Genomic DNA, 16,248 nt, shown 5'->3' with positions numbered 1-16,248 from the left:
GCTTAGGCCTCCTGCGTTTCGGCATCACGCTCGCGCACAACGATGCGCAGGCGGCTGAACGGCTTGATGATGCGGCTGCTCCGGCCCCGCGCGCGGGTGGCGAAACGCTTCATCACGATCGATTTCCCGACGCTGGCTTCCTGCACATACAGGCTGTCCACGTCCAGATTGTGGTTGTTCTCGGCATTGGCGATCGCCGACTGAAGGCACTTCTTCACATCCACCGCCATCGCCTTGCGGCTGAAGGTCAGGATGTTGACGGCGTCTTCCGCCTTCTTGCCGCGGATCAAACCGGCGACCAGGTTCAGCTTGTAGGGGCTGCCACGCACCGTGGTGGCCAGCGCCAGGGCTTCACGTTCGCCGACCTTGCGGGGAGATGCTGGTTTCGACATGACTACCTCTTCGACTTCTTGTCGGCGGCGTGGCCGGGGAAGTTGCGCGTCGGCGCGAACTCGCCCAGCTTCATGCCGACCATTTCCTCGGTCACCGACACGGGAATGAACTTCTTGCCGTTATAGACATTGAAGGTCAGCCCCACGAAGTCGGGCAGGATGGTCGAGCGCCGCGACCAGGTCTTGATGGGACCCCGCGCGCCGGCCTGCGCCTTCTTGATGAGATGAAGGTCCACGAACGGACCCTTCCAGGTTGAACGTGCCATCGCGCCTACCTCTTCTTCTTCGCGTGACGCGAACGGATGATCATGCTGTCGGTCGACTTGTTGCTGCGGGTCTTGGCGCCCTTGGTCGGCTTGCCCCACGGCGTCACCGGATGGCGACCACCGCTGGTGCGGCCTTCACCACCACCATGCGGGTGGTCGACCGGGTTCTTCGCGACACCGCGCGTCAGCGGACGATAGCCCAGCCAGCGGTTGCGGCCGGCCTTCGCCAGGTTCTGGTTGCTGTTGTCGGGGTTCGACACCGCGCCCACCGTCGCCATGCAGTCGCCGCGCACATAACGCTGCTCGCCGCTGTTCAGCCGGATCACCACCATGCCACGGTCACGCCCGACCACCTGCACGAACGTGCCCGCGGCGCGCGCCAGCTGACCACCCTTGCCGGGCTTCAGCTCGACATTGTGCACGATCGTGCCCACCGGCATCTGGCCGATTTCCATGGCATTGCCCGGCTTCACATCGACCTTCTTGCCGGCGACGATCTTGTCGCCCGGCGCCAGCCGCTGCGGCGCGATGATATAGGCCTGCGCCCCATCGGGATAATTCACCAGCGCGATGAACGCCGAACGGTTCGGGTCATATTCCAGCCGCTCGACCGTCGCTTCCACGTCCCAGGTGCGACGCTTGAAATCGACGATGCGATAGCTGCGCTTGTGCCCGCCGCCGATGCCACGCGCAGTCGCATGGCCCATGTTGTTGCGGCCCCCGGTCTTCTTCAGACCTTCGGTCAGCGCCTTCACCGGCTTGCCCTTGTGCAGGCTGGACTTGTCCACCAGCACCAGGCCCCGCCGCGACGGGCTGGTCGGGTTATATTGCTTCAGCGCCATGGCGTCAGATCCCCGTGGTCACGTCGATCGACTGGCCTTCGGCCAGCGTCACGACGGCTTTCTTCTCGTCGGAGCGGAAATAGGGCTTGCCCTTCCACTTCTTCGTCTTGCCCTTCTGCACCAGCGTGTTCACCGCCAGCACCTTCACCGAGAACAGCGCCTCGACGGCCGCCTTGATCTCGGGCTTGCTGGCCCCCAGCGCCACCTTGAACACCACCTGGTTGTGCTCGGACACCAGCGTGCTCTTCTCGGTGATCACCGGCTTGCGAACGACATCATAATGCTTGAGGTCGATCGGTTGTGCGCTTTCCTTAGCCATTGAAACGCGCCTCCAGCTGCTCGACCGCGGCGCGCGTCAGCACCAGATGGTCATGATTCAGGATGTCATACACATTGGCGCCGATCGCCGGCAGCACGTCCACCTTGTGGATGTTGCGGCTGGCCAGCGCGAAGTTCACATCCACCGCCGTTCCGTCGATGAACAGCCCGCTGCTGATGCCCAGACCCTGAAGCGTGCCCAGCAGCCCCTTGGTCTTGGCGGCATCCAGCGCCAGATTGTCCACCACGATCAGCTTGCCCTCGGCGGCCTTCACCGACAGCGCGATCTTCAGGCCCAGCGCGCGAACCTTCTTGTTCAGGCTCGGGTTGAAATCCCGCACCCGCGGCCCGTGCGCCTTGCCGCCGCCGATGAACTGCGGCGCCGCCCGGTTGCCGTGACGGGCGGTCCCGCCACCCTTCTGCTTGCCGAACTTCTTGCCGGTGCGGCTCACGTCGGACCGCTCCTGCGCGCCGCGCGCCGTGCCCCGGCGCTTTTCCAGCTGCCAGGTCACCACCCGGTGCAGGATGTCCGCCCGCGCCGGCTGCCCGAACACATCCGCATTCAGCTCGATCTCGCCGGCATCCGCCGCGCCGAGCGTTTTCACGACCATCTTCATTGTGCCGACTCCTCAGCCACAGCCTCAGGAGCAACATCCGCCACCGGCGCCACATCATTGGCGGCCGATTTCACGGACGCCGGGAACGGCGCCTCCGCATGGCGCGCCACCTTCACAGCGTCGCGCACGAACAGCCAGCCACCGGCCGACCCCGGCACCGACCCGCGCACGAAGATCAGGCCGCGTTCGACATCCGTGGACACCACTTCCAGATTCTGCTGCGTCCGTTGCTTGTCACCCATGTGACCGGCCATCTTCTTGTTCTTAAAGACCTTGCCCGGATCCTGCCGCTGCCCGGTCGAACCATGCGAACGGTGCGACACCGAAACCCCGTGCGTCGCGCGCAGACCGCCGAAACCCCAGCGCTTCATCGCGCCGGCAAAGCCCTTGCCCTGCGTCACGCCGGTCACGTCCACCAGTTGCCCGGTCACGAAATGGTCGGCAGCAATGGTTGCGCCCACCTCGACCAGCGCATCCTCGTCGACGCGGAACTCGACCAGCTTGGCCTTCGGCTCCACCTCGGCCTTGCCGAAATGGCCGCGCTCCGGCTTCGTCAGATTCTTCGCCTTGGCCGTGCCCGCACCCAGCTGCAACGCGACATAGCCGTCACGCTCCGCTGTCTTCTGCGCCACCACCTGGCAGTTTTCCAAGGCCAGGACGGTGACGGGCACATGCACCCCATCGTCCCGGAACAGACGGGTCATGCCCATCTTCTTGGCGATTACGCCCGTTCTCATCCACTTTTCCTTCCAGAGGCCAATCCGCCGAAGCGAACCGGCTTGTCCTTCAGAGGCCCCCTGAACCCCATGCCCGGGGGGCTTGCGAAAACCGCGGGGTTACCCCTGCAGCTTGATTTCCACGTCGACACCCGCGGCCAGGTCCAGCTTCATCAGCGCGTCCACGGTCTGCGGCGTCGGCTTAACGATATCCAGCAGGCGCTTGTAGGTGCGCACCTCGAACTGCTCACGGCTCTTCTTGTCCACATGCGGGCTGCGGTTGACCGTGAACTTCTCCGTCCGCGTCGGCAGCGGAATCGGCCCCCGCACATCGGCGCCGGTGCGCTTGGCGGTATCGGCGATCTCGCCGGTCGCCGTGTCCAGCACGCGATGGTCGAAGGCTTTCAGCCGGATGCGGATATTCTGCGTTTCCATCGTTTCTTCTCTAACTGTCGACCCACCCGCTCGTTCGGGCATATCCCCAAAAAGCGACCCGCCCGGCAGGATGACGAATCAACCTGCCAGGCGGGAGAGGCCCCTTACTACTTCGTGATGCTGGCGACAACCCCTGCGCCAACCGTGCGCCCACCTTCGCGGATGGCGAAGCGCAGGCCCTGGTCCATGGCGATCGGGGCGATCAGCTTCACGCCCAGCTTCACATTGTCGCCCGGCATCACCATCTCGGTGCCCTCGGGCAGCTTGCACTCGCCGGTCACGTCGGTCGTCCGGAAATAGAATTGCGGGCGATAGTTGGCGAAGAACGGCGTGTGACGGCCGCCTTCGTCCTTCGACAGCACATAGACTTCCGCGTCGAACTCGGTGTGCGGCTTGATCGAACCCGGCTTGCACAGCACCTGGCCGCGCTCCACGTCCTCACGCTTCGTCCCGCGCAGCAGCGCGCCGATGTTGTCGCCGGCCTGGCCCTGGTCGAGCAGCTTGCGGAACATTTCCACGCCCGTGCACACGGTCTTCACCGTATCCTTGATGCCGACGATCTCGACTTCCTCGCCCACCTTGACGATGCCGGTCTCGACGCGGCCGGTCACCACGGTGCCACGGCCCGAGATCGAGAACACGTCTTCGATCGGCATCAGGAACGGGCGGTCCAGCGGACGCTCCGGCTGCGGGATATATTCGTCAACCGCCGCCATCAGCTTCAGCACCGCTTCCCGACCGATGTCGTCGCGCTTGCCTTCCAGCGCCATCAACGCTGAACCCTTGATGATCGGAATATTGTCGCCGTCGAAATCGCGCTTGCTCAGTTCCTCGCGGATTTCCAGCTCGACCAGCTCCAGGATTTCCTCGTCATCGACCTGGTCGACCTTGTTCATGAACACGACCATCGCCGGCACGCCGACCTGCTTCGCCAGCAGGATGTGCTCCTTCGTCTGCGGCATCGGCCCGTCGGTCGCGCTCACCACCAGGATCGCGCCGTCCATCTGCGCCGCGCCGGTGATCATGTTCTTCACATAGTCGGCGTGGCCCGGGCAGTCGACGTGGGCATAGTGGCGGTTCTGCGTCTCATACTCGACGTGCGCGGTCGAGATGGTGATGCCGCGCTCGCGCTCTTCCGGCGCCTTGTCGATCTGGTCATAGGCGGTGAAGGTCGCGCCGCCGGTTTCCGCCAGCACCTTCGTGATCGCCGCCGTCAGAGACGTCTTGCCATGGTCGACGTGACCGATGGTGCCGATGTTGCAGTGCGGCTTGTTCCGCTCAAACTTCGCCTTCGCCATTGCTCTTTCCTCGTGCTTCTTGCGCTGTTGTTAAGGGTTCAACACGGCCCTCAGGCCATCTTGGCTTTCACTTCCTCGGCCACATTGGCCGGCACCTCGTCATAGTGGCTGAACTGCATGGTATATTGCGCCCGGCCCTGCGTCATCGAACGCAGCTGGTTCACATAACCGAACATGTTCGCCAGCGGCACCATCGCCTCGATCACCTGTGCGTTGCCGCGGCTGTCGGTGCCCTGGATCTGGCCCCGACGGCTGTTCAGGTCACCGATGCAGTCGCCCATGAAGTCCTCCGGCGTCACCACCTCGACCTTCATCATCGGCTCCAGCAGCTTGATGCCGGCCTTCGTCGCCGCTTCCCGCATGCCACCACGCCCGGTGATCTCGAACGCCAGCGCGCTCGAATCGACGTCGTGATAGGCACCGTCATACAGCGTCGCCTTGAAGTCGATGATCGGGAAGCCGATCAGCGAACCCGATTCCGCCACCTCGCGGATGCCCTTCTCAACGGACGGGATATATTCGCGCGGGATGTTGCCGCCCTTCACCTCGTCCACGAACACCACGCCGCTGCCGCGCTCGCCCGGCTCGACGGTGAACTTGATGCGCCCGAACTGGCCCGAGCCGCCCGACTGCTTCTTGTGCGTGTAATCCACGTCCACCTTGCGCGCCAGGCTCTCGCGATACGCCACCTGCGGCGCGCCGACATTGGCCTCCACCTTGAACTCGCGCTTCATGCGGTCCACCAGGATTTCCAGGTGAAGCTCGCCCATGCCCTTGATGATGGTCTGGCCGCTCTCGATGTCGCTGGTGACCCGGAACGACGGATCCTCCTGCGCCAGCCGGTTGAGCGCGATGCCCATCTTCTCCTGGTCGGCCTTGGTCTTCGGCTCCACCGCCACCTCGATGACCGGGTCCGGAAACTCCATCCGCTCCAGGATGATCGGCTTCAGCGGCGCGCACAGCGTGTCGCCCGTGGTCACATCCTTCAGCCCCACCAGCGCGACGATGTCGCCAGCGAAGGCCTCCTTGATGTCCTCGCGGTTGTTGGCATGCATCAACAGCATGCGGCCGATCTTCTCGCGCTTGTCCTTCACGCTGTTCAGCACGGTCGAGGCCGCTTCCAGCTTGCCGGAATAGATGCGCGCGAAGGTCAGCGTGCCCACGAACGGGTCGGTCATGATCTTGAACGCCAGCGCGCTGAACGGCTCGCTGTCGTCGGCCTTGCGCGTGTCCTCATTGCCCTTCGGGTCGATGCCCTGCACCGGCGGAATGTCGAGCGGGCTGGGCAGATAATCCACCACCGCATCCAGCAGCGGCTGCACACCCTTGTTCTTGAACGCCGAGCCGCACAGCACCGGCACGAAGGCAAACGCCAGCGTGCCCTTGCGGATCAGCGCCTTCAGCGTCGCCACGTCGGGCTCGCTGCCTTCCAGATAGGCTTCCATGACGGCGTCGTCCTGCTCCACCGCCATCTCGATCAGCTCCGAACGCGCGGCCGCCGCCGCCGCCTTCAGATTGTCGGGAATGTCCTTGTACTCGAACTTCGCGCCCAGGCTCTCTTCCAGCCACACGATCGCCCGGTTCTCCACCAGGTCCACCAGGCCGACGAAATCGCCCTCCAGCCCGATCGGCAGGTACAGCACCGCCGGGCGCGCGCCCAGCCGGTCCTTGATCATCTGCACGCAGCGGTCGAAATTCGCGCCGGTGCGGTCGAGCTTGTTCACGAAGCACATGCGCGGCACTTTATACTTGTCCGCCTGGCGCCACACCGTCTCGGATTGCGGCTCCACGCCGGCCACGCCATCGAAACAGGCGACCGCGCCATCCAGCACGCGCAAGGACCGCTCCACCTCGATGGTGAAGTCCACGTGTCCGGGCGTGTCGATGATGTTGATCCGGTGATCGTTCCAGAAGCAGGTCGTCGCCGCGCTGGTGATCGTGATCCCGCGCTCCTGCTCCTGCTCCATCCAGTCCATCGTCGCCGTGCCTTCATGCACTTCGCCGATCTTGTAGGACTTGCCGGTATAATACAGGATACGCTCGGTCGTCGTCGTCTTGCCGGCGTCGATGTGCGCCATGATGCCGATATTGCGATAACGCTCGAGCGGATTGCTGCGGGGCATGGGATCAATCTCTCAGATGAAATTCAAGGACTACCAGCGGTAATGGCTGAAGGCACGGTTGGCTTCCGCCATCTTGTGCGTGTCTTCCCGCTTCTTCACCGCGGAGCCCCGGTTGTTCGACGCTTCCATCAGCTCGGCCGACAGCCGCGCCGCCATCGTCTTCTCGGCCCGCTTGCGCGCCGACGCGATCAGCCAGCGGATGGCCAGCGCCTGCGCCCGCTCGGGCCGCACTTCCACCGGCACCTGATAGGTGGCACCACCCACCCGGCGGCTGCGCACCTCCACCAGCGGGCGAACATTCGCCAGCGCGTCGTGGAACACGCCCACCGGCTCGCGCTTGGCGCGCGTCTCGATGGTGTCCAGCGCCTCATAGACGATGGATTCGGCGACCGACTTCTTCCCCTCGTACATCACAAGGTTCATGAACTTCGACAGGGTGACATCCCCGAAACGGGGGTCCGGCAGGATTTCGCGCTTCTCGGGGCGACGACGACGGGACATATCAGATACCTCTTACTTGGGCCGCTTGGCGCCATATTTGGAACGCGATTGCTTGCGGTTCTTCACGCCCTGCGTGTCCAGAACCCCGCGCAGCACGTGATAGCGCACACCGGGCAAATCCTTCACCCGGCCGCCGCGAATCAGCACCACCGAGTGCTCCTGCAGGTTGTGGCCCTCGCCGGGGATGTAACCGATCACCTCGAACCCGTTGGTCAGGCGAACCTTCGCCACCTTCCGCAAAGCCGAGTTCGGCTTCTTCGGCGTGGTCGTGTAAACGCGCGTGCACACGCCACGCTTCTGCGGGCAGGCCTGCATCGCGGGCACCTTGTTGCGCGCCTTCTGCGGCTCGCGCCCCTTGCGGATCAACTGGTTAATCGTCGGCACTTCAATCTCCGTGTTTGTCCGCACCAGCGCGGGTGGGCCACCGCCCGTCCTCATCCCATGCACAAAGGCTTCGACCTGCCAGCCCCATGGGGCCAGCGCAGCCAAAGCCTGTCCGTGCATCCGCCCTTGGAACCAACCGGGGAAACCGTCCCGATGTCAAAGCGACACTGTGTTTAGGAGAAGACCTACGACCAGCCCGCGAGCGAAGCGCGCCCTTATCCCGGGAAGCCTCTGCGGTCAACAGGGATTCAGCGCCGGTCGGCCACCACCACCCCGCCCTTCAGCACCACCGCCGCCCTCTCCAGCAGCGTCACGTCGGCGGTCGGATCACCCGCCACCGCCACCATGTCGGCAAAGCGCCCCGGCGCAATCGCCCCCACATCCTTCTCCCGCCCCAGCGCCTTGCCGCCGTTCAGCGTCGCCGCCTGGATCGCCTGCATCGGCGTCATCCCGAACCGCACCATGGTCGCGAACTGCTTCACCGCCAGCGCATGCGGCATCACCCCGGCATCGCTCCCCAGCACCATCCCGACGCCCGCCTTCACCGCCTTCCTGAAGCCCTCGCGCTGCACGTCCGCCACTTCGCGGTCCTTGCGCAGATTATCCTCCAGCACCCCGTTCTTCGCCCCCTCCGCCTGGGTATAGTCGGTGTTGTAGATGTCCATCGACAGCCAGGTGCCCTTCTCCTTCGCCAGCCGGATGCCTTCATCGTCGATCAGGCTGGCATGCTCGATGGTGTCGATCCCGGCGCGGATGGCGGCCTTGATGCCGCTGGTGCCATGCGCATGCGCCGCCACCCTCAGCCCCCACATGTGCGCCTCCTCGGCGATCGCCCGCAGCTCGCTTTCGCTCAGCTGCTGCTGCCCCGGCTCGGTATTGCGGCTGAACACGCCACCGGTCGCGCACACCTTGATCACCTCGGCGCCATATTTGCGGATTTCCCGCACCTTGGCGCGCAGCGCCACCTCGCCGTCCGCCACGCCGCGGCTCACCGCCTTGAAGCTCGGCGGAAAGAAGGTCTCGTCGCAATGCCCGCCGGTCGCCCCCAGCGCATAGCCCGCCGGCACGATCCGCGGCCCCGGCACAAAGCCGCCATCCACCGCCTGCTTGATCGCCACATCATCGAAATTGCCGCTGCCGACGTTGCGCACGGTGGTGAACCCCACCTCCAGCATCTTCCTGGCGTTCGCCACCCCCATCACCGTCCAGAAATTGTCGGTATAGAGCAGCCCCTGCAACCCGCCGATGGTCGCCTCGCTGGTCAGATGCACATGCATGTCGATGAACCCCGGCACCAGCGTCAGGCCCTTGAGGTCGATGACCTTCGCCCCCGCCGGCGCCGCCACGCTGCCCTGTGTGCCCACCCGCACGATGCGCCCGTCGGTCACCAGGATCGCCGGCCGCTCCACCAGGCGCCCCGCCACCACATCCACCATCCGGTCCGCCGTCACCAACACCGTCTCCGCCCCCACCGGCGCCGCCAGAACCACACCCAAGGACAAAAGCAGCTTCAACATAAGATCTCCATCAACTCCCCTCCCCTTCAGGGGAGGGGCCGGGGGTGGGGACGTCAAACACGCATCAACTACCCCTGCGTCCGTCCCCGAGCCTGCACCGCCTCCCGCCGCCGCGCAACCTCCTCCGGCCCCACGCCCGCATTCGCCGCCGAAGACCGCGCCGTTTCCAGCCGCAACCCCTCCCCAAACGCCACTGCAAAGCCATCATCGATCAGCCGCTTGTACGCCGCGCTGAACCCCGGCTCCACGCCCGCCATGTCGGTCGCCAGGGCCACCGCCGCCGGCAACAGGTCATCCGCCGCCACCACCCGGTTCACCAGCCCCCACCGTTCCGCCGTCACCGCGTCCAGGAAATTTCCCGTCAGGCTCAGCTCCTTCGCCCGGTAAATCCCGATCAACCGAGAGAGTTTCTGGGACAACCCCCACCCCGGCATGATCCCCACCCGGGCATGGGTGTCCGCGAACCGGGCATTCTCGCTGGCGATCAGCACATCGCACGCCAGCGCCAGCTCGAACCCGCCGGTGATCGCCACGCCGTTGATCGCCCCCACCACCGGCTTGCGGCACTGCTCCACGGCCTTCACCGGATTGGCATCAGCCCCCTGCCCGGTCGCATCGTCCATCGCCGCGGCATCACTGCCCAGCTCCTTCAGGTCCAGCCCCGCGGTGAACGCCCGGGTCCCCGCCCCCGTCAGCACCACTGCCCGCACTTCAGGGTCGGCATCCACCCGCCGCATCGCCGCCGCCAACGCCGCGCGCAGCGCCTTCGACAGCGCATTCATCGCCTCCGCCCGGTTCAGCGTCACCACCGCCACCGGCCCCTGCATCGCCACCGTCACCAGGTTCACAATCTCTCTCCCACCAACCCCACCCCACAGGCCGCCAACCAGCCATCGATCGCGTCATACCCCGCCGGCGCCCGAGTCACATCCCGCTCCTCCCCCCGCGGCACAAAAATCACCATCCCCTGCCGCGCCCGCGTCAACAACACCCGATAGGCATTCACCAGAAATTGCCGCGCATGCGCCTGCCCTACCTGCGTCCAACGCGCACCGCGAAACTCCCGATGGAGCCATTGGTCATCAACGCGCGTGAGATTTGCATCCCACGCCACCACCGCCCAATCCAGCTCCAGCCCCTGCACATCGAATTCCGTCGCCGCATCCTCCAGCGCATCGGACGCCCGCACATCCCAACCCTCGTTCAGAAACCAGACCGGCGGATCGACCTTCGCTTTCACGAACACCCCCTCTGGCTTCAACCGCAACGCCTTTGAATGCGCCAGCAGTCCTGCCCGCTCGCCGGCCCGGCGTCGATCCCGCACCCACGCGCGCGCCACGGCCAGATCACGTGTCCGCCATATCGGAAAGCGCGCCGGGTCGGGGCGGGCCTCCCGCGCCGCCGCCGCATCATCCCCCAGCATCGCCGCCACAAAGGCCGCCACCTGCTCGCTGCGAAACGACCGCACCGACACGGCCAGATGCAACGCCGGGTCCGTGCCCGTCGCCAACCGCCCCACCTGAAACGCCAATTCCTTGGACACGCCATGGCCCGCGCTCAACAGCCGCGGTGGCACATGCACCCGCCAATGGCGAAACGGCCCCGCCAGCGCCGCCATCCATTCCGCCACGCCGGCCTCGCCGGTATTGATCTCCTGGCCATCGCCGATCAACGCCACCACCACGCACCAGTCGGGGTGGCGATCCATCACGCTCAACAGAAAGGCCGGCTCCGACTGGTCGAAATCCACCAGCCCGCGCTTGCGCCGCATGAAGGCACTGGTCTGGTCGCGATCCCAGGCCCGCTGCGCCTCGTCAAAAATCACCACATGATCGCTCGGCACATCGCCATTGCCGGCATAATCGTCACGGAAATGATGCACATTCTGAATGAACTTGTCCGGAGACCGCGCCGCCACAAAACCATCCCGCCCAGCCACCCGCGCGCCCGCCCGCTGCGCCCGCAGATCGCGCCGCAACGCCTCCCGCAACACATCCACCAGCGGGCCATTGCCCGACAAATAGGTCGCATCCTCCCCCGCCCGACCATCCAGGTGCCGGCAGGCAATATTCAGCCCCGCCAGCGTCTTGCCCGCCCCCGGCACCCCCGTCACGAAGATGATCGCCTTTTCCCGCTGCGTCCGCGCCCGCGCAATCACCGCGTCCACCGCGTCCGCGGTCACCGTCAGATTCTCCGCCCCCGCCTCGCTGCGCGAAATTTCCTCCACCCGATGCCCGGCAAACAAGGCCTGCGCCGCCTCGATGATCGTCGGTGTCGGGCGATAGCGGCCCGCCGCCCAACGCGTCGCGTCCAACGCGGGCGCCGCCACCGCATCGGCGAACGCCTGCATCACCCCGGCCATATCGCCCGGCGCGCACACCACCGGCTCGGCAACCCCATCCGGCGCCAGCATCGGCATCTCGAACTGCGCCCGCGCGCACGCCGTCGGCAGCAGCAGCGGCACGATCGGCACCGCCTGGCTGGTCTCATGAAAATTCTTCAGATCCAGCGCATAGCCATGCACCTGCGCCCGCCCCGCCAGCGTCGCCGCCACCTCCCCCACCTTATACTCGACCACAAAGACAATGCCCCGCCACACCAGCACCGCATCCGCCCGCCGCCCCATGCGTGGAATGGAAAACTCCAGCGCCACCCAGGCATCGGGCAATTCACGCGCTACAGACCGAAGATGCTCGACGCTCACTCGCCACGCCGCCTTCTGCGCCGGTTCATCCGGAAAGGGCGAATTCAACGCCAACGCCCCCACCACCGCGGCAACCTCCGTCGCCGCCAGCGTCGCACCATCCCCCTGCCACCACGCCCGCGCCATGCAACCTGGCACCAGGTCAGGCGCACGCTGTCAACCCCACCTTGCCCCTTCCCCGCCCCCACGATAGCCTCCCCCCTCCATGACCGCTCCCGCGTCCGCCCCCACCACCCCCCTCCCCCGCACCGGCGCGCTGCTGCTCACCCTCTACATCCTCTCCACCGCCGTCATCTTCGCCACCGTCGTCTGGCCGGTGCTGGTGGGGGAGGCCCGGCCCCGCTTCCCCGACCGCTGGGGCTGGGTGCTGCTCCACGCGCTCACCGGCACCCTCATGCTCGTCACCGCCCCGCTCGGCCTCTACATCGGCCAGACCCGCCGCGGCTTCGAATGGCACCGCCACGTCGGCTGCACCTACCTCGGCGCCGGCATGACCGCGACGCTCGCCTCGCTGTATCTCTCCCTCGCCCACCCGGCCGCCAACGGCATCGCCCTGGCCACCGGCACGCTCTCCGTCGTCTGGATCCTCGTCGCCGGCATCGCCTGGCGCCGCGCCACCCGGCACCGCATCGCCTCCCACCGCCGCTGGATGATCCGCAGCGCCGTCCTCACCTGGACCTTCGTCTTCTGCCGTCTCGCGCAACAGACCCCGCTCCTCGTCCCGTTCGGAGACCAGGCCATCGCCGTCGGCATCTGGCTCTACTGGATCGGGCCGCTGCTGCTCACCGAACTGGCGCTGCGCCTGCACGCCCGAAGCGCCGCATGACCCGCCTCATCCCCGCCCTCGCCGCCTTCAACGCCATGCTGGCGCTGACCGTCGGCACCTTCGCCGCGCACGGCATCCCCCCCGGCCAGGCGCGGGACTGGATCATGACCGGCGTGCTGTTCCAGCTGCCGCACGTCGCCGCGGTCTTCGCCCTGCTCGGCTGGCGCTCCGACCGCGCCACCCATTATGGCGCACTCGGCCTCGCGCTGGGCAGCCTGATCTTCGCCGCGGACCTCTATGCGCTGGCGCTCGGCGCCCCGCGCTGGATCGCGGCGCTGGCCCCCATCGGCGGCACCACCATGATGTTCGCCTGGTTCTGGATCGCCATCCTGGCGCTTGCCGGCGACCGCTTCAGGCTGCCCTGACCAGGGCGCCTACGTCCTGATCCCATGGCAACAAAATCTATGCCCTGATCCCATGGCAATGCTTGAACTTCTTGCCCGACCCGCACGGGCAGGCCGCGTTGCGCGCCACCGTCCGCTGCCAGCTCTCGGGATCAGCCGCCACGAAATCCGGCCCGAACTGATCCGCCACCGCTTCCGCTGCCGCCAGCTCATCCGAACTCAGCGCATCGCCCATGGCGAACACCCCGGCACCCGGCGCCCCGCCCAACAGAGACCCCGCCCCGAACATCGGACCACTGGTCTGCGCCCCGCCATCCAGCTTCAGGAAATCCGGCATGTCCGGCATCGCCATCGGTTCCGGGTTCCAGTTGAATTCCGCAAACGCCAGCATCCGCGTCACATCCTCGCGCGTCGCCTTTAGCATCCGCTCGAACAGCGCGAACGCCTCGGACTTATACTCGTTGATCGGCGTCTTCTGAGCGTACGCCCGCAGGTGCACCACCTGCCGCAGCGCATCCAGCGTCGCCAGATGCTCCTTCCAATGATGGTCCAGGCTTTGCAGCAGGAAATTCTTCTCGATCTGCAACCAGCTTTCCTCGGGCAGCGCCGCCGCCTTCGCCTCGATCTTCTCGTCCAGCAGCGCGTTCAGCCGGTCGGTGAAAATCTCCTGGTCAACCGCCTCTTCCTTCACCCAGTCCTCAACGGGCACGTCCAGGTTGACCTGCGTCGCCAGCGCCTCCTTCAGCGCCGCCACGTCCCACTGCTCGGGATAGGTCCCCGGCGGGCAATGCGTCTCCACGATGTCCACCACCGTGTCGCGCCGCATGTCCAGCACCACATCGCTCACCTTGGCGCTGTCCATGATGTCGGCGCGCTGCTCATACACCACCTTGCGCTGGTCGTTCATCACGTCATCATATTGCAACAGCTGCTTGCGGATGTCGTAGTTGCGCGCCTCCACCTTCTTCTGCGCGGTCTCGATCGCCTTCGAAATCCAGGGGTGAACGATCGCCTCGCCCTCGCCCAGCCCGCTGTTCATCACCCGCGTCAGCATGTTCTGCTGGCCGAAAATCCGCAGCAGGTCATCGTCCAAGGACAGATAGAATCGGCTGAACCCCGGATCGCCCTGCCGGCCCGAGCGTCCCCGCAGCTGGTTGTCGATCCGCCGGCTCTCGTGCCGCTCCGTCCCCAGCACGAACAGCCCGCCCGCCTCGCGCACCTTCTCGCGCTCGGCCGCCACCTCCGCCTTGATGGCGGCAATCGCCTCGTCACGCGCCGGCCCTTCGGGCAGCTTGGACAGTTCGTCCGCCACCCGATATTCGAAATTGCCGCCCAGCTGGATGTCCGTCCCGCGGCCCGCCATGTTGGTGGCGATGGTCACCGCCCCCAGCCGGCCGCCCTGCGCCACGATATGCGCCTCCTGCTCGTGGAAGCGCGCGTTCAGCACGCTGTGCTCCACGCCCTTCGCCTTCAGGAACCGGCTCAGCATCTCCGATTTCTCGATGCTCACCGTCCCCACCAGCACAGGCTGGCCGCGGCTGCTCGCCTCCGCGATCGCCTTGGTGATCGCCTCGAACTTCTCGCCCTCGCTCTTGTAGAATTCGTCGTCCACATCCTTGCGCTGCACCGGCAGGTTGGTCGGGATCTCCACCGTGTTCAGCTTGTAGATGTCGAAGAATTCCGCGGCTTCGGTCGCCGCCGTCCCCGTCATCCCGCCCAGCTTCGGGTACATGCGGAAATAATTCTGGAAGGTCACGCTGGCCAGCGTCTGGTTCTCGGGCTGGATCTCCACGCCCTCCTTCGCCTCCACCGCCTGGTGCAGCCCGTCGCTCCAGCGCCGCCCGTCCATCATCCGCCCGGTGAACTCGTCGATGATGATGACCTTGCCGCCCTTCACGATGTAATCGGTGTCCAGCCGGTACATCATGTTCGCGCGCAGCGCCTGGTTCAGGTGATGCACCACCTGCGTATTCTCGAAATCATACAGGTTGGCGCCTTCCAGCAACCCCGCATCTTCCAGCGCCCGCTCGGCGAACTCCGTCCCCGCCTCGGTCAGCACCACGCTCTTCTGCTTCTCGTCCTTCTCATAATGCTCGGGCTGGAAGGTCTTCACGATGCTATCGACCGCGATGTACATCTCGCTCTTGTCGTCGGTCGGGCCCGAGATGATCAGCGGCGTCCGCGCCTCATCGATCAGCACGCTGTCCACCTCATCGACCACGGCATAATGGAACGGCCGCTGCACCATCTGGCTGCGCTCATATTTCATGTTGTCGCGCAGGTAATCGAACCCGAACTCGTTGTTCGTGCCATAGGTGATGTCGCAGGCATAGGCCGCCTGCCGCTCCGGATCGTGCATGTTGGGCACGATCACCCCCACGCTCAGCCCCAGGAACTTATAGACCTGCCCCATCCACTCGCTGTCGCGCCGCGCCAGATAGTCGTTGACGGTCACGACATGAACGCCCTTGCCCACCAGCGCGTTCAGATACACCGCCAGCGTCGCCACCAGCGTCTTGCCCTCGCCGGTGCGCATTTCCGCGATCTCGCCGCGGTGCAGCACGATGCCGCCGATCAGCTGCACGTCATAATGCCGCTGCCCCAGCGTCCGCTTCGCCGCCTCCCGCACGCAGGCAAACGCCTCCGGCAACAGCGCATCCAGCTTCTCGCCCGTCGCCAGCCGCTCGCGGAAGATCCGCGTCTGGTCCTTCAGCTCCTCGTCGGTCATCGCCTCGAACCGCGGTTCCAGCGCGTTCACCGCCTTCACCAGCGGCGCCAGAGACTTCACATAACGGTCGTTCGACGACCCGAAAATCGCCTTGGCGACCTTGTTCAACCCGAGCATCCGGCACTTTCCAGCACAAACAGAAAATGGGCAGCGCAACGCGCCACCCCAAGCGGGCAGCAAATAGGCATGCGCCGGGGGATAGTCAACGAAACGAGCCTCGCGCTATGGCGCGTCCAT

At 65.8% G+C, this 16,248-nt stretch carries 17 protein-coding genes; 2 read left to right on the top strand and 15 right to left on the bottom strand.

Annotation, left to right across the window (positions count from 1 at the left end):
• Positions 1-2: 2 nt before the first annotated feature.
• The 14 genes from rplV to H3309_RS01260 all read right to left on the bottom strand — a co-directional run bounded on the left by rplV (position 3) and on the right by H3309_RS01260 (position 12,239).
• Positions 3-392, bottom strand: a complete 390-nt coding sequence (gene rplV / locus H3309_RS01325) for a 50S ribosomal protein L22 (protein WP_182296803.1) — start codon at positions 390-392, stop codon at positions 3-5.
• A gap of 2 nt (positions 393-394) precedes the next feature.
• Positions 395-658: a 30S ribosomal protein S19 gene (rpsS, locus tag H3309_RS01320; RefSeq protein ID WP_182296802.1), complete on the bottom strand. Its 264-nt coding sequence runs from the start codon at positions 656-658 to the stop codon at positions 395-397.
• 5 nt (positions 659-663) lie between these two features.
• Complete coding sequence (gene rplB / locus H3309_RS01315; protein WP_182296801.1) at positions 664-1,500, bottom strand: 50S ribosomal protein L2; 837 nt, start codon at positions 1,498-1,500, stop codon at positions 664-666.
• A 4-nt stretch (positions 1,501-1,504) separates the two neighbouring features.
• Complete coding sequence (locus H3309_RS01310; RefSeq protein WP_182296800.1) at positions 1,505-1,819, bottom strand: 50S ribosomal protein L23; 315 nt, start codon at positions 1,817-1,819, stop codon at positions 1,505-1,507.
• The gene (gene rplD / locus H3309_RS01305; protein ID WP_182296799.1) at positions 1,812-2,435 is read right to left on the bottom strand and encodes a 50S ribosomal protein L4; all 624 of its coding nucleotides are present in this window, start codon (positions 2,433-2,435) and stop codon (positions 1,812-1,814) included. The genes H3309_RS01310 and rplD overlap by 8 nt, the downstream gene beginning before the upstream one ends.
• The gene (gene rplC, locus H3309_RS01300; RefSeq protein ID WP_182296798.1) at positions 2,432-3,172 is read right to left on the bottom strand and encodes a 50S ribosomal protein L3; all 741 of its coding nucleotides are present in this window, start codon (positions 3,170-3,172) and stop codon (positions 2,432-2,434) included. The genes rplD and rplC overlap by 4 nt, the downstream gene beginning before the upstream one ends.
• A gap of 99 nt (positions 3,173-3,271) precedes the next feature.
• Positions 3,272-3,586 carry a 30S ribosomal protein S10 gene (gene rpsJ, locus H3309_RS01295; protein ID WP_182296796.1) on the bottom strand — a complete coding sequence of 105 codons (315 nt, stop codon included), beginning with the start codon at positions 3,584-3,586 and terminating at the stop codon, positions 3,272-3,274.
• Positions 3,587-3,693: 107 nt separating this feature from the next.
• Positions 3,694-4,884: an elongation factor Tu gene (gene tuf, locus H3309_RS01290; protein ID WP_182296794.1), complete on the bottom strand. Its 1,191-nt coding sequence runs from the start codon at positions 4,882-4,884 to the stop codon at positions 3,694-3,696.
• Positions 4,885-4,934: 50 nt separating this feature from the next.
• Positions 4,935-7,007, bottom strand: coding sequence for an elongation factor G (gene fusA, locus H3309_RS01285; RefSeq protein ID WP_182296792.1), 2,073 nt, complete (start codon positions 7,005-7,007; stop codon positions 4,935-4,937).
• 30 nt (positions 7,008-7,037) lie between these two features.
• Positions 7,038-7,508, bottom strand: coding sequence for a 30S ribosomal protein S7 (rpsG, locus tag H3309_RS01280; RefSeq protein WP_182296790.1), 471 nt, complete (start codon positions 7,506-7,508; stop codon positions 7,038-7,040).
• A 12-nt stretch (positions 7,509-7,520) separates the two neighbouring features.
• On the bottom strand, positions 7,521-7,892 hold the full coding sequence (gene rpsL / locus H3309_RS01275) for a 30S ribosomal protein S12 (RefSeq protein ID WP_182298412.1): 372 nt from the start codon (positions 7,890-7,892) through the stop codon (positions 7,521-7,523).
• Positions 7,893-8,140: 248 nt separating this feature from the next.
• Complete coding sequence (locus H3309_RS01270; protein WP_182296788.1) at positions 8,141-9,409, bottom strand: Xaa-Pro dipeptidase; 1,269 nt, start codon at positions 9,407-9,409, stop codon at positions 8,141-8,143.
• Positions 9,410-9,477: 68 nt separating this feature from the next.
• Positions 9,478-10,236 (bottom strand): enoyl-CoA hydratase, encoded by a 759-nt coding sequence (locus tag H3309_RS01265; protein ID WP_243453952.1) that lies wholly within the window; start codon positions 10,234-10,236, stop codon positions 9,478-9,480.
• A 17-nt stretch (positions 10,237-10,253) separates the two neighbouring features.
• Positions 10,254-12,239 carry a DUF2075 domain-containing protein gene (locus H3309_RS01260; RefSeq protein ID WP_243453801.1) on the bottom strand — a complete coding sequence of 662 codons (1,986 nt, stop codon included), beginning with the start codon at positions 12,237-12,239 and terminating at the stop codon, positions 10,254-10,256.
• Positions 12,240-12,318: 79 nt separating this feature from the next.
• Between H3309_RS01260 and H3309_RS01255 the strand changes: the two genes are divergently transcribed.
• Together H3309_RS01255 and H3309_RS01250 are read left to right on the top strand one after the other, a co-directional pair.
• A complete protein-coding gene (locus H3309_RS01255) occupies positions 12,319-12,939 on the top strand; it encodes a DUF2306 domain-containing protein (protein WP_182296786.1) in 621 nt (206 codons plus the stop codon).
• The gene (locus H3309_RS01250) at positions 12,936-13,304 is read left to right on the top strand and encodes a DUF423 domain-containing protein (RefSeq protein WP_182296784.1); all 369 of its coding nucleotides are present in this window, start codon (positions 12,936-12,938) and stop codon (positions 13,302-13,304) included. Before H3309_RS01255 ends, H3309_RS01250 begins: the two co-directional genes overlap by 4 nt.
• Positions 13,305-13,341: 37 nt before the next feature.
• On the opposite strand, the gene secA is transcribed toward H3309_RS01250, so the two are convergent.
• A complete protein-coding gene (gene secA / locus H3309_RS01245) occupies positions 13,342-16,128 on the bottom strand; it encodes a preprotein translocase subunit SecA (protein WP_182296782.1) in 2,787 nt (928 codons plus the stop codon).
• Positions 16,129-16,248 lie beyond the last annotated feature (120 nt).

The sequence above is a fragment of the Sandaracinobacteroides saxicola genome (assembly GCF_014117445.1).
Lineage (GTDB): Bacteria > Pseudomonadota > Alphaproteobacteria > Sphingomonadales > Sphingomonadaceae > Sandaracinobacteroides_A > Sandaracinobacteroides_A saxicola.
Note: the sequence above shows the minus strand (reverse complement) of the source record. Positions and strands in the feature narration are given on the sequence as shown.

Coding starts and splice junctions, on each gene's coding strand:
- rplV (WP_182296803.1), bottom strand. CDS start 392: ATGTCGAAACCAGCATCTCCCCGCAAGGTCGGCGAACGTGAAGCCCTG.
- rpsS (WP_182296802.1), bottom strand. CDS start 658: ATGGCACGTTCAACCTGGAAGGGTCCGTTCGTGGACCTTCATCTCATC.
- rplB (WP_182296801.1), bottom strand. CDS start 1,500: ATGGCGCTGAAGCAATATAACCCGACCAGCCCGTCGCGGCGGGGCCTG.
- H3309_RS01310 (WP_182296800.1), bottom strand. CDS start 1,819: ATGGCTAAGGAAAGCGCACAACCGATCGACCTCAAGCATTATGATGTC.
- rplD (WP_182296799.1), bottom strand. CDS start 2,435: ATGAAGATGGTCGTGAAAACGCTCGGCGCGGCGGATGCCGGCGAGATC.
- rplC (WP_182296798.1), bottom strand. CDS start 3,172: ATGAGAACGGGCGTAATCGCCAAGAAGATGGGCATGACCCGTCTGTTC.
- rpsJ (WP_182296796.1), bottom strand. CDS start 3,586: ATGGAAACGCAGAATATCCGCATCCGGCTGAAAGCCTTCGACCATCGC.
- tuf (WP_182296794.1), bottom strand. CDS start 4,884: ATGGCGAAGGCGAAGTTTGAGCGGAACAAGCCGCACTGCAACATCGGC.
- fusA (WP_182296792.1), bottom strand. CDS start 7,007: ATGCCCCGCAGCAATCCGCTCGAGCGTTATCGCAATATCGGCATCATG.
- rpsG (WP_182296790.1), bottom strand. CDS start 7,508: ATGTCCCGTCGTCGTCGCCCCGAGAAGCGCGAAATCCTGCCGGACCCC.
- H3309_RS01270 (WP_182296788.1), bottom strand. CDS start 9,409: ATGTTGAAGCTGCTTTTGTCCTTGGGTGTGGTTCTGGCGGCGCCGGTG.
- H3309_RS01265 (WP_243453952.1), bottom strand. CDS start 10,236: ATGCAGGGGCCGGTGGCGGTGGTGACGCTGAACCGGGCGGAGGCGATG.
- H3309_RS01260 (WP_243453801.1), bottom strand. CDS start 12,239: ATGGCGCGGGCGTGGTGGCAGGGGGATGGTGCGACGCTGGCGGCGACG.
- H3309_RS01255 (WP_182296786.1), top strand. CDS start 12,319: ATGACCGCTCCCGCGTCCGCCCCCACCACCCCCCTCCCCCGCACCGGC.
- H3309_RS01250 (WP_182296784.1), top strand. CDS start 12,936: ATGACCCGCCTCATCCCCGCCCTCGCCGCCTTCAACGCCATGCTGGCG.
- secA (WP_182296782.1), bottom strand. CDS start 16,128: ATGCTCGGGTTGAACAAGGTCGCCAAGGCGATTTTCGGGTCGTCGAAC.